Raw genomic sequence first — 12534 nt, 5'->3', positions numbered from 1 at the left:
GGAAGGGATAAACGCTGAAAGCATCTAAGCGTGAAGCCTACCTCAAGATGAGATTTCCCATAGCATAAGCTAGTAAGACCCCTTGAAGAACACAAGGTTGATAGGTCAGAGGTGTAAGTATGGTAACATATTTAGCTGACTGATACTAATAGGTCGAGGGCTTGACCAATAAAGATATAAATTCATGTGCAATTTTCAGAGAACATACTCTGATTAATAATCCGCGATAGCTCAATGGTGGAGCACTCGGCTGTTAACCGATAGGTTGGAGGTTCGAGCCCTCTTCGCGGAGCCAAAGTAAACAGAAACAGTTATGTTTCTGTTTATTTTTTTACCTTTAATTACTTTTGTAACCTTTTTGTAACCTTTTTGTAACTATAAATAGTTATTTTGTAATGAATTAAGGAAGTTTAAATAATATAATCTAATTAAGGGAACAATTAAAGTGATTAAGGGGAGTTAAACTTATGAAAAACAATAGTAGCTATAAGCATTCAAATAAATCAAGAAAAAGAAATAAAAAAATAAATAGATGGATTAGAGTAACTATAATAGTATTTATTGCAGTTATATTAAGCACAGTAGTTTTAAAATCAGTGGATACAATGTCATTAGGAACTAATAAAGACACTACTGTAGACAATAAGGATAATGTGAATGTAATTAGAGATGATCAAAAAGAATTAGCAGAAAACAACATAACTATTAATGAATCAGATAATGTAGATAACACGTCTGGAAATGAAGAAAAATTAGAGGATAATCAAATAGTGTACTTGCCATTAGAAGCTGATAATAATGCTACAGATGCTAGAGAAGTTCAAAGTAGATTAACAGAGTGGAATTATCAGAGAGAAGACAATGAAAAAGTTGCATATTTAACATTTGATGATGGCCCATCAGAATATGTTACAGATGAAATATTGGATGTACTAAAAGAAAAGGATGTAAAAGCTACATTTTTTGTATTAGGAAGTATGGTAGATAAAAACGATTATGCTAAAAAGGCATTAAAAAGAATAGTTAAAGAAGGACATGCAATTGGAAATCATGGGTATTGTCATAGATATGATGTATTGTATCCAGGGAATGTAGTTAATGTAGATAGTTTTATGGCTGATATGAAAAAGTCAGAAGATGCTATGAAAGAAGTATTAGGAGATAGCTTTAGCACTAGTGTTATAAGATTTCCTGGTGGACATGGTTCTTGGGATACATCAGCTATAGATCCTGTTTTACAGGAAAAGGGATATTCATATATTGATTGGAATACTTTAAATGGAGATGCAGAAAGCCAAGGCTTAAGTTCTGAGCAGCTACTAGGTAGACTAAAGGAAACTGTAAGTGACTTAGAAGGAAATAATGATGTTATAGTAGTTTTAATGCATGATACAGATGAAAAGCAAAGCACAGCACAGTATTTATCAAACGCTATAGATTATTTAAGAAGTCAAGGATATGAATTTAAAACATTAAAATAAAAATAAGTGTCGAATAGGTAGTAGAAACTATTTATTCGGCATTTTTTATATAAAATATAAGCATAATAAAGAAAACTTCATCTTTAAATAAATATGTTAATTAGAGAGATGATATATTTTCTGGTTGGTTTATAGAAAATAATAGAAAAAGTGTTATATAATTATATACAGTGGAGGTAGAGAAGTGGATAAGATATTATTAGTAGAAGATGAAGCTAGCATAAGAGGATTTTTGAAAATAAATTTAAAAAGAAATAATTTTGAGGTATTAGAAACTGATAATGGTGAGGAAGGTTTAAGAATAGCTTCACTTGAAAGGCCTAAGATAGTTATTCTAGATGTTATGTTACCAGGTATAGATGGATTTGAAGTATGTAGAATATTAAGAGAAAAAATAAGCGATATAGGGATAATTATGCTTACTGCTAAAGGTCAAGATATGGATAAAATAATTGGATTAGAATATGGAGCGGATGATTATATTGTGAAACCATTTAATCCTATGGAAGTAGTACTAAGAATAAAAGCTATATTAAGACGTATAGATAAAGAAGATGATGAAAGTGAAACACTTAAGGATGGACCATTTAAAATAGATTTATATTCACAAAAGGTTAGTAAGAATGATGTGGAGCTAGATTTGACTCCGAAGGAGTATTTACTTATGAAGCTATTTTTAGAAAATCCTAAAAAAGCATTTACAAGAGATGAATTGTTAAATATATTATGGGGAAAAAATTATTTTGGGGACTTAAAGATAATAGATGTTAATATAAGAAGATTAAGAGCAAAAATAGAGGATGATTCATCTACACCTAAATATATAGAAACAATATGGGGAACAGGATACAGATGGAATGGTAAAGAAAATGACTAGCATAAGAAATAAGCTTATAAAGAACTTTTTGATAGTAGTTATATCAACAGTAATAATTTTAGATATACTAATGATAATTTTCTTTAAGGAATATTATTATAACAATAGACAAGAATTTTTAACAAGTCAAATTGAATCATCAATAAACTTTTATGATAAGTATTTTTCAAGTCAAACATTAATACAAAATATCTATGACAATATAGATTCTTTTTGGAACAACATAAATGCACAGGTAGAAATATTAGACCCAAGCGGAAAGCTGCTTATGGATTCTATAGGAATAAGAGATAATGAGTTGTTACACACTCCTGATATAGCAAAAGCTATGAATGGTGAAACAGCTAGATGGGTTGGCAAAAGTGATTATTATAAAGGGAAGATAATGATTGTATCTCATCCTATAATAACAAATGGTGAATTAAATGGAATAATGAGAGTTATATCGTCATTAGAGGATATAGATAATACAATAAACTCCTTTATAGTATTATTTTTAGTAATATCTTTTATAGTTATATTAATAGGCTTAATATTGAGTATATTAATGGCAAAGTCTATTGTAGATCCTATTAAGTCAATAACTAAAGTTGCTAAAAAGATGGCCGGTGGAGATTTAAATGTCAAAAGTTCTATATATAATAATGAAGAAATAACTCAATTATCGAACACATTGAATTACATGGCATCTGAAATTGAAAAGAGAGAGAAACTTAAAAATGATTTTATATCTTCAGTATCACATGAATTAAGAACACCTCTTACAGCAATTAAGGGGTGGGTAATTACTTTAAATGATGATGCAACAGATAAAGATACACTGAAAATGGGGTTTGACATAATTGAAAAAGAAACTGATAGGCTTACAATTATGGTAGAAGAGCTACTAGATTTTTCAAAGCTTGTAAGTGGTATAGTGCAGCTTAGTAAAAGAAGTGTAGATATAATAAGCTTTGTAACTCATATTGATAATTATATGAAGCCTAGGGCGTTAAATGAAGGAATAAATTTTACTGTAGATATAAGTGAAAATGTATATAAAGGATTTTTTGACTATAATAAAATGAAGCAAGTTCTAATAAATATATTAGATAATGCATTTAAATTTACTGATAAAGAAGGTAAGGTAATCTTATTAGTAGATCAAAATGAAGATTGTGTAAAGTTTACTATTATAGATACTGGAATTGGAATAAGCTCAGAAGAGTTGCCAAGGGTAAAAGAAAAATTTTATAAAGGTAAAAATAGTAACTCTAAAAATGGAATTGGATTATCTATATGTGATGAAATAATAAAACTTCATAAAGGAACCTTCAATATAGAAAGTGAACTTGGAAAAGGAACATCTGTTAAAATTACTATTCCTAATATTAAGGAGGAGAAATAATATGAAATATAAGAATGTTTTAATATTACTTCTTCTTAATATAATGCTTGTAGGATGCTCAAATAATATAGGCAGTAATAACTTAGATGTAATATTAGATGATGCGTTTAAGTATAAGGGAACGTGGAGGGTAGAAAGTTATTCTAGCATATCAGAGGATGGATATAATGAGATTGAAGATTTAACAGGCAAAGAAGTTCAGATAGAAAAAGATTCTATAAATATATTTAACTCCATAGTTGCTAATGTTAGATATAAACTAAAAGTTGTAGATAAGAGTTACGTTATATCATATGAAAATAATCTTACGGCAGAAAAATTTATGAGTTCAAAAGATAGTTTAGATATTATTTCAGCTATAGATAATAATATGACATTATGTGAGTTTATAATTTTAGATGATAATAATATCGTTATGATATATAGGTCAGAGTTAATATATTTAAAGAAAGTAAGTAGTAATACTAATTTTACTGTTAACAATGGTAATATAATTAATGATTCATCTATTAATGAAAGCAACAATAGTGATGTAGGAGTTATGATTGGATTAAAGACACCAAGAGTTTTAGATGAAGATGGTAACTATACAGAAGATGAATATAGGACTATATGGATAAGTTACAAGGATGATGATATAAATGCTATATATGAAAAAGAAAATATCATTTTTCCTAGAATGAATGGGATCTGGTCAATTAATGCTAAATATAGTGAAATAAATAATAAACACTTTGATTATTTTGAAGTAACTACATTAGAAGGAAAAGTAACTAGCAATAGTGAATATAGTAAAGAAGTAAGTAGTTATAAGAGTATAAATTTTATAGGAAATGATTATATAGCCTTAGAAAGTTATAATGGAGAAAACTTTATAAATGAATATCACGATTATAAAATTGTGCCTGTAGATAATATTAATTCTAATGAAGGATTAAGTGTAGATCAAATATTTAATAAGGATATAAAAGATCTATTTAATACTGATTTTAAAAATGCTTATGAAAATATAACAGATGAAGATAAAAATAATTATAATAATTCTGTAGATTATACCAATATTACAATGGCTAGAAATGATGGTAGATGGATATTAAGAGGTAAGATTAGAGCAGTAGAAGAGAACAAAGAAGGAAAAGATTTTAATGTATCTATTGATCCTAATAAGAAGTTAATTAATTTTAATTCTTTATTGGTACCATGGAAGATATTAAAAGGAGAAGTACCTTTTTTATCAGATGCATATACTTCTCCTAATGGAGAAATAGCATTAGTTAGATATAAAAAGTATTTAAGTGTATACAGAATTGAAAATGGTCACTTACAAGGGTCACCATTAATAAATATACCACTACAAAAAAATGAAAGAATAATAATGGCAGAGTGGTGTACTAGTGGGTATGTAGATGAATGGCAAAAAGCTTTTAATGATGGAAGCGAGATATATATAGAGGAGGAATAGAATGTTATCAAGAGAAGTAGCACAAAGGGTTTTAGGAAGATGTTTAATTACAGGAGGAGACTTTGCAGAAATATTTGAAGAGGATACTATAAATAATACTATAGGAATTCTCAATGGAAAGGTTGAAAATTCTGTTGGTGGAAGAAGCTATGGAATAGGAATAAGAATATTTAAAGGGTTAAAAAGCGTTTATGCTTATACAAATAATAATAGCTTATCATCATTATTAGATGTTGCTTACAAAGCTGCATTAGCACTTGGTGAAGCAAAGGAAGAGAAAAATATAGTATTAGACTGTACATCTATAAAAAGTGCACATCCTATTATACATATACCATCTAGTATTGGTATAAATAAGAAAATAGGAGTTATGAAGATAGCTTATAATGCTGCTAAAGATTATAGTAGTGAGATATCCCAAGTTGGAGTGAATTATATAGATAAAGAACAAAATGTATTAATTGCTAATACTGAAGGTTTATATGTTGAAGATAAAAGAGTTAGAACAAGACTTGCAATAAATTCAGTGGCATCTCTTAATGGAGAAAATCAAACTGGATTTGAAGGGCCAGGAAGACATATGGGCTTTGAGATGTTTAATTATATAGATCCAGAGTATTATGGAAAAGAAGCTTCAAGGATAGCTTGCACAATGCTACATGCTAAAAATTGTCCTGCAGGAAAGATGACAGTAGCAATAGATAATGGATTTGGTGGAGTTATATTCCATGAAGCTTGTGGACACTCATTAGAAGCAACTTCAGTAGCCAAAGGAAATTCAGTATTTACTGGTAAACTTGGTGAGCAAATAGCGTCAACTAAGGTAACAGCTATTGATGATGGTACAATTCCTAATGCATGGGGTTCATTAAATATAGATGATGAAGGTAATAAAACTCAAAAGAATGTTCTTATAGAAAATGGTATTTTAAAATCTTATATGATAGATAAATTAAACGGTAGAAGGATGGGAATGGCTCCAACCGGAAGTGGAAGAAGACAAAGTTATAAGTATGCGCCAACTTCAAGAATGACTAACACTTATATAGCTAATGGAGAGGATTCACCAGAAGAAATAATAAAGTCTATAAAGGATGGATTATATGCTAAGAAGATGGGTGGAGGTTCAGTAAATCCAGTTACAGGTGAGTTTAACTTTGCAGTATCAGAAGGATATATAGTTAAAAATGGAGAGATACAAGAACCAGTAAGAGGTGCTAGCTTAATTGGTAAAGGTAGCGATATACTTATGAACATAGATATGGTAGGAAATAATATGACTCAAGGTCAAGGTATGTGTGGCTCATCATCAGGAAGTATACCTACAAATGTTGGGCAACCAATGATAAGAGTAAGTGAAATAACTGTAGGTGGAAGATAGGGGGTATATTTATGGAATTAAATCAATTTGTAAATGAATTATTTGATAAAGCAAAAGAAGTTGGTTTTGCTGAATGTGAAGTATATTATGTTGATAAAGAAAGTCTTAGCATAGGAGTTTATAAAGGTGAAGTAGAGAAGTACAATTTAAATAATTCTTATGGACTGTCTTTTAGAGGAAAGATAAATGATAAAATAGGATATTCTTATACTGAAATATTAGATAAGGATGCTATAGAGATGCTTGTAAGAAGTGCTAAAGAAAGCGCTTTATCTATAGAAAGTGAAGATATTCAGTTTATATATGAGGGAGATAAAGAATATAAGGATATTAGCACTTATTATCCTGAATTAGAGAATATAGAAGCTGATAAGCTTATAAATATAGCATTAGGAATGGAAAAGGAAGCTAAGGAACTTTCAGATAAGGTAACAAGCTTTGGCGGTTGTGCAGTTAGCTATAGCTCAGGAAGCTATGGAATAATTAATACAAAAGGATTAAATTTAAAAAACAAGTCTAATATATTAACTGCATATGTAGTACCTATACTTACAATAGAAGATAAGATGTATGATGGTTTCGGATATGTAGTAGCAAAATCATTAGATGAAGTAGATGTTAAGAAGATAGCTAACCAAGGTATAGAAGAGGCTCTATCTAAGGTAAATGGAAAGAGTGTTGAATCAGGTAACTATCCAATAGTAATAAAAAATGAAGCCATGGTATCTTTACTTTCAACTTTTGCAGGAGTATTTAGTGCAGATGCAGCTCAAAAAGGATTAAGCTTATTAAAAGATAAAGAAGGAGAAGTTATTGCAAGCTCAAATGTATCTTTAGTAGATGATCCACATTTAGAAGATGGATTAGCCACTGTAGGATTTGACGATGAAGGGGTTGCGACTAAGAAGACTTACTTAATAAAAGATGGTAAGTTAGAAACTTTACTTCATAATTTAAAGACAGCTAATAAAGCAGGTGTAAAGTCAACTGGTAACGGATTTAAGGGATCTTATGCATCGCCTATATCAGTTTCACCGACTAACTTATATATTGAACCAGGACATAAGGATTTTGATGGAATAATATCATCAATAGATAAAGGATTAATAATTTGTGATTTTGCAGGATTACACTCAGGAGCTAATTCAATAACTGGAGACTTTTCTCTAGCAGCAAAAGGTTTCTATATTGAGAATGGTAAAAAGACATTTCCTGTTGAACAAATTACTATAGCAGGAAATTTCTTTGATATGTTAAAAAATATTGACGAAGTAGGAAGTGATTTATTATTCCCTATGAGTAGTGTTGGAAGTCCATCTGTTAGAGTAAATGGGTTAGCAGTAGCTGGAGAATAATAATTTACAATATATGTAAAAAGAGATAGAATTAAATTAAGAATCTGTTATATAGCTATTTATAAATTTTACATATATTTATAAATAGCTATAAATTTTTTGTTGAGGTATTGTTATGAGGCATTTATTTATTATTAATCCTATTGCAGGTAAAGGTAGTGCAATTAAATATAAAGAGATAATAGAAGAGTACTTTAAAGATAAAGATGAATGTTATGATATAAGAATTACGGAAGGACCAGAGCAAGCTACAGATATAGTTAAAAATTACGATTATAGTGAAGAATGTAATGTATATTCTGTAGGTGGCGATGGAACATTAAATGAAGTTATAAATGGATTGATAGGTAAAAATGCCTCTTTAGGCATAATACCAGCAGGGTCAGGAAATGATTTTGTTAGAACTTATTTAGATAAAAGTAAATTAACCAATATTCTTAAGGAGACTATAGAAGGTAAAAGTAAAGAAATAGATATAGGATGTATAAATAATAAATATTTTATAAATATATCGGCAATTGGGTTTCCTGCTGATGTTAATTTAAATGCTAAAATATTTAAAAATCAATATGTTATATCAGGCTCTTTAGCTTATATATTAGGAGCTATAGTATCATTATTTAAGTTTAAATATGAGAAAATAAAGTTTATAATAGATGGTGAAGAAATTGATGATGAAATGTTCTTAGTTGCTCTTGCAAATGGACGGTATTATGGAGGCGGGATAGTTTTAGCGCCTGATGCAGAAATATCAGATGGAACTCTAGACTTTTATGGAATAAAAAAAACTAATCCTTATAAAATTTTAAGGTATCTAATAGCATTTTTAACTAAGAAGGATATTAGAGAGTTTAAAGATACTTATTATAATAAATGTAAAACATTAAAGATAATATCTGAAAAAGAGATAATAAGTAATATAGATGGAGAAATAATAAAGGCTAATGAATTTAATTTTGAAATAATACCAAAGGGGATAAAACTTATTATACCTAATGATGATGGTATGGAGGGATAAAATGAAGGAATACAGTTTAGTAATTATAGGCGCTGGGGCAGCGGGACTTCTAGCAGGGATTGCTGCATTAGAAGAAAAGATTGAAGACGTATTAATAATAGAGCAAGAAGAAGATTTAGGAGGAAACCTAAATTTATTTATAAATAATGATTTTGGAGAATTCCATTTAGGAGAGAATGTTCCTGGGCCAGCATTCGCGAGCATATTAATTACAACTTATGTTAGTCTAAATGGTCAATTTAAAAATAATACAAGAGTTATAGAAGTAAGTGATGATAGAAAGATTAAATATGTTAATCCATATGAAGGAGAAGTAGAGATAAAAGCTAAGAAAATAATATTAGCTTCTGGATGTAGAGAAAAATACACAGGTAATATAATTGTACCAATACATAAATATACAGGTATATTTTCAACAGCTTCAGCCCATAGATTAGTAAATTTCCAAGGGTTATTACCAGGAAGAGAAGTAATATTATCAGGCAATACTGTATGGTCATATATTTTGGCTAGAAGATTGGTTATTGAAGGAGCTAAGGTAAAAGGAATAATAACATCAAGGGAAAGCGTAAGTGAAGATCTTGCAAAGATAATAGATGGATTTGATATACCTGTTATTTGTAATAGTAAAGTCATTGAAGTTGGTGGTGGTGAAAGGATAGAATGGGCTAGAATAGAAAATTGCACTAAAAAAGAAGAATCTAAAATAATAGAATGTGATTCATTAATACTAGCAATAGGATATTATCCTGAGATTGATTACCTAAAAAACAGTACAATTAAGATAAATAATGAATGTTTACAGATTGAGAACTACAAGACTTCTGTAGAGGGAATATACTGTTGTGGAACTATTGTTCACGGTAGAAATGGATTGTTTAATAGTGGAGAAGAAGGATATAAGGTTGGGAAAATAGTATCTGCACAACTTAAATAAAGTACGGAGCACTTTGATGAAAAATTTGACTTTGTCAAAGGTGAAAAGTCAGCTGACGCTGAGGGGAAAAGTTAACTTCGTGATGGGGAAAATATTGCCTTTGGCAATAGTGAAGAGTATCAGATTATTAGCACTTTTCACCGCTACGATAGTAGCCTTTTCATCTCCACGAAGTCGACTTTTCACTTGCGTACTTAGTGAGTACTTTCCTTTAAGAACTCGTTTAACATAAGTTGTTGTCCTTGTGGATTTAAATGTATTCCATCAAGATAAATATTTTTTTGTATATTATTTTTTGTTAAAGAATAAAAATCAATGTAATTACAATCATAATTATTACAAAGAGAAATAAGGCTTTCTTTTAAAGTAGGTAATGACTTTTTACAATAATCATATGTAGGTGATGGCATAAATAAGTTATAAGCATCTTCTACTATTATATCTGGTGGAATTCCTATAATTATTGATGAATTAATTGATTTTAAGTCTTTTATCATTAATTCTATATTTGATACTATAGATGATATTGATCTATTACATAATAAATCATTTGTACCACCCATAATAAATGCTTTCTCAGGGATAAAAGTCATAACATCTTTATCAAATCTTACAAGCATATCAGTGGTAGTACTACCATTAATACCTTTATTTATTATGTTTAAGTTAGTGTTACTTTCGAATAATGTAATCCAACAATCTTTTTTGTTTACTCCATAGCCAAATGTTAAGCTATCTCCTAAAAAAACGAAGTTATTTTTCATAATATATCTCCTTAGAATAGTTTGGTAAAGCAAGTTCTACATATGATAGTTTTTCCACCATCAGCTTTTACGCAGGAACTAATATCTACAGTTTTATTACAAATAGAGCAAATATTATTTGAATATTTGACCTTTTCTTCATTTTTCTTTATGGGAGCTTTTGCAGATTTTTTTAATGAGGAATATAGGATCTTATCATTTTCTTCAGAATTTTCTACTAATGAATAAGATAATGAATACTTGCTTTCAGCAAAAAGTTCGAGTTCAAATCTAGGATTTTCCTTATCATAAAATTCTTCTACAACAATTCTTCTTATTTGAGCATCATTTACTATTAGACCGCTTTTCTCTATTCCATCAAAAATACTTTTTGTAATGTTAGCTGTATCTGGATGACGCTTTTCACTTTTATAATAAACTTTCAAAATTGCAATTAATGATTCTTCAAATATTATAGTAGGATTTTGGCTTCTAGCATAATAAGCTATCTCTTCTTCGTATAATGCATATTTATCATGAGCCTTACCAGTATTATAAGGTAGAATAGCTCTTCCATCTTTATTATGTAGTTTAAAGTTTGACTTTGAAATTGGTGACCCAGGAACAATAACTTTAGCATATGTATTCATAAAAATCTCCTTAAAAATCCAAAAAATGAAACAAAAAATGATGAATAATTTATTTAATAAGTATATAATATTCGTGATAGTTAAATGAAATTATATAATATGTTTTGTTAATAAAAAATATACAGTAGAATGAATAAATTAACAAGTAATAGTTTGAATATAAAGAATTGATGATATATAATACAAGTATTGTAAAAACAAGAAAAAGAAGAGGTATATATATGGAAAAAAAATATATTTTATCTATAGAGTCAAGTTGTGATGAAACTTCAGCGGCAGTAGTAGTAGATGGTAGAGAAGTTTTATCAAATGTCATAGCATCTCAAATAGATACACATAAAAAATTTGGTGGGGTTGTGCCAGAAGTTGCATCAAGAATGCATATTGAAGTAATAAGTGGAGTTGTAGAGGAAGCGCTTGAAGAAGCTAATGTAACTTTAGACCAAATAGATGCTATAGGAGTTACTTATGGACCAGGTCTTGTAGGTGCATTATTAGTAGGCTTACAGTATGCAAAGGGGTTAGCATTTGCAACAAAGAAACCATTAATAGGTGTAAATCATATAGAAGGACATATATGCGCTAATTATATACAACATAAGGATTTAAAACCACCATTTGTTTCATTAGTAGTATCTGGTGGACATACATTTATAGTTCATGTAAAAGATTATGGAGAATATGAAGTAATTGGGCAAACAAGAGATGATGCAGCTGGAGAGGCGTATGATAAGGTTGCTAGAGCATTAGGACTTGGATATCCAGGAGGACCTAAGATTGATAAATTATCAAAAGAAGGAAATCCAAATGCTATAGAGTTCCCGAGAGCTAAATTTCAAGAGGAAACATTAGATTTTTCATTTAGTGGAGTAAAATCAGCAGTATTAAATTATTTAAATAAATGCAAAATGCAAAATGTTGAGGTTAATGCAGCTGATGTTGCGGCTTCTTTCCAAAAAGCTGTAGTAGATGTATTAACTGAAAATGTATTATTAACTTGCAAGAAAAGAAAAGTTAACAAGATAGCTATAGCTGGAGGAGTAGCATCTAATTCAAGTTTAAGAGAAAATTTAATTAAAGTTGCTGGAAAGAAAGGAATAGATGTACTATTCCCAGATATGATTCTTTGTACAGATAATGCAGCTATGATAGGTAGTGCAGCATATTATAACTTTATGAACGGGAAAGAAAATAACTTAAGTTTAAATGCTAAGCCAAACTTGAAGTTATAGTTATACAAAAG

General features: G+C 29.3%; 11 protein-coding genes, 1 tRNA gene and 1 rRNA gene. 11 read left to right on the top strand and 2 right to left on the bottom strand.

The window, feature by feature from the left end:
* The 10 genes from H8S20_RS15215 to H8S20_RS15170 all read left to right on the top strand — a co-directional run.
* A 23S ribosomal RNA gene (locus H8S20_RS15215) occupies window positions 1-169 on the top strand; the annotation flags it as partial.
* A gap of 51 nt (window positions 170-220) precedes the next feature.
* A tRNA-Asn gene (locus H8S20_RS15210) sits at window positions 221-295 on the top strand.
* A gap of 172 nt (window positions 296-467) precedes the next feature.
* The gene (locus H8S20_RS15205) at window positions 468-1481 is read left to right on the top strand and encodes a polysaccharide deacetylase family protein (RefSeq protein WP_186860620.1); all 1014 of its coding nucleotides are present in this window, start codon (window positions 468-470) and stop codon (window positions 1479-1481) included.
* A 184-nt stretch (window positions 1482-1665) separates the two neighbouring features.
* Window positions 1666-2358 carry a response regulator transcription factor gene (locus H8S20_RS15200; RefSeq protein ID WP_186860619.1) on the top strand — a complete coding sequence of 231 codons (693 nt, stop codon included), beginning with the start codon at window positions 1666-1668 and terminating at the stop codon, window positions 2356-2358.
* Window positions 2351-3745, top strand: coding sequence for a sensor histidine kinase (locus H8S20_RS15195; protein ID WP_186860621.1), 1395 nt, complete (start codon window positions 2351-2353; stop codon window positions 3743-3745). Before H8S20_RS15200 ends, H8S20_RS15195 begins: the two co-directional genes overlap by 8 nt.
* A gap of 1 nt (window position 3746) precedes the next feature.
* On the top strand, window positions 3747-5207 hold the full coding sequence (locus tag H8S20_RS15190) for a hypothetical protein (RefSeq protein ID WP_186860618.1): 1461 nt from the start codon (window positions 3747-3749) through the stop codon (window positions 5205-5207).
* Window position 5208: 1 nt separating this feature from the next.
* Window positions 5209-6588 carry a TldD/PmbA family protein gene (locus H8S20_RS15185; protein WP_186860617.1) on the top strand — a complete coding sequence of 460 codons (1380 nt, stop codon included), beginning with the start codon at window positions 5209-5211 and terminating at the stop codon, window positions 6586-6588.
* Window positions 6589-6599: 11 nt separating this feature from the next.
* The gene (locus H8S20_RS15180) at window positions 6600-7943 is read left to right on the top strand and encodes a TldD/PmbA family protein (RefSeq protein WP_186860616.1); all 1344 of its coding nucleotides are present in this window, start codon (window positions 6600-6602) and stop codon (window positions 7941-7943) included.
* 115 nt (window positions 7944-8058) lie between these two features.
* Window positions 8059-8961: a diacylglycerol/lipid kinase family protein gene (locus H8S20_RS15175; RefSeq protein ID WP_032117211.1), complete on the top strand. Its 903-nt coding sequence runs from the start codon at window positions 8059-8061 to the stop codon at window positions 8959-8961.
* Window position 8962: 1 nt separating this feature from the next.
* A complete protein-coding gene (locus H8S20_RS15170; protein WP_186860615.1) occupies window positions 8963-9898 on the top strand; it encodes an NAD(P)/FAD-dependent oxidoreductase in 936 nt (311 codons plus the stop codon).
* 194 nt (window positions 9899-10092) lie between these two features.
* Here the strand turns inward: H8S20_RS15170 and H8S20_RS15165 are convergent, their stop codons facing one another.
* Both H8S20_RS15165 and H8S20_RS15160 read right to left on the bottom strand, forming a co-directional pair.
* Complete coding sequence (locus H8S20_RS15165) at window positions 10093-10662, bottom strand: GDSL-type esterase/lipase family protein (RefSeq protein WP_186860614.1); 570 nt, start codon at window positions 10660-10662, stop codon at window positions 10093-10095.
* A gap of 11 nt (window positions 10663-10673) precedes the next feature.
* Window positions 10674-11291: a RusA family crossover junction endodeoxyribonuclease gene (locus H8S20_RS15160; protein ID WP_186860613.1), complete on the bottom strand. Its 618-nt coding sequence runs from the start codon at window positions 11289-11291 to the stop codon at window positions 10674-10676.
* A gap of 221 nt (window positions 11292-11512) precedes the next feature.
* Here H8S20_RS15160 and tsaD point away from each other — a divergent pair, with 221 nt between their 5' ends.
* Window positions 11513-12523 carry a tRNA (adenosine(37)-N6)-threonylcarbamoyltransferase complex transferase subunit TsaD gene (gene tsaD, locus H8S20_RS15155; RefSeq protein WP_032117215.1) on the top strand — a complete coding sequence of 337 codons (1011 nt, stop codon included), beginning with the start codon at window positions 11513-11515 and terminating at the stop codon, window positions 12521-12523.
* Window positions 12524-12534 lie beyond the last annotated feature (11 nt).

The sequence above is a fragment of the Clostridium hominis genome (assembly GCF_014287825.1).
In the GTDB taxonomy this organism is placed as follows: domain Bacteria; phylum Bacillota; class Clostridia; order Clostridiales; family Clostridiaceae; genus Clostridium; species Clostridium hominis.
Note: the sequence above shows the minus strand (reverse complement) of the source record. Positions and strands in the feature narration are given on the sequence as shown.

Excerpts from the sequence above, each read along its gene's own strand:
- H8S20_RS15190 (WP_186860618.1), top strand. The coding sequence starts at position 3,747 with ATGAAATATAAGAATGTTTTAATATTACTTCTTCTTAATATAATGCTT.
- H8S20_RS15170 (WP_186860615.1), top strand. The coding sequence starts at position 8,963 with ATGAAGGAATACAGTTTAGTAATTATAGGCGCTGGGGCAGCGGGACTT.
- H8S20_RS15195 (WP_186860621.1), top strand. The coding sequence starts at position 2,351 with ATGACTAGCATAAGAAATAAGCTTATAAAGAACTTTTTGATAGTAGTT.
- tsaD (WP_032117215.1), top strand. The coding sequence starts at position 11,513 with ATGGAAAAAAAATATATTTTATCTATAGAGTCAAGTTGTGATGAAACT.
- H8S20_RS15175 (WP_032117211.1), top strand. The coding sequence starts at position 8,059 with ATGAGGCATTTATTTATTATTAATCCTATTGCAGGTAAAGGTAGTGCA.
- H8S20_RS15185 (WP_186860617.1), top strand. The coding sequence starts at position 5,209 with ATGTTATCAAGAGAAGTAGCACAAAGGGTTTTAGGAAGATGTTTAATT.
- H8S20_RS15165 (WP_186860614.1), bottom strand. The coding sequence starts at position 10,662 with ATGAAAAATAACTTCGTTTTTTTAGGAGATAGCTTAACATTTGGCTAT.
- H8S20_RS15205 (WP_186860620.1), top strand. The coding sequence starts at position 468 with ATGAAAAACAATAGTAGCTATAAGCATTCAAATAAATCAAGAAAAAGA.
- H8S20_RS15160 (WP_186860613.1), bottom strand. The coding sequence starts at position 11,291 with ATGAATACATATGCTAAAGTTATTGTTCCTGGGTCACCAATTTCAAAG.
- H8S20_RS15180 (WP_186860616.1), top strand. The coding sequence starts at position 6,600 with ATGGAATTAAATCAATTTGTAAATGAATTATTTGATAAAGCAAAAGAA.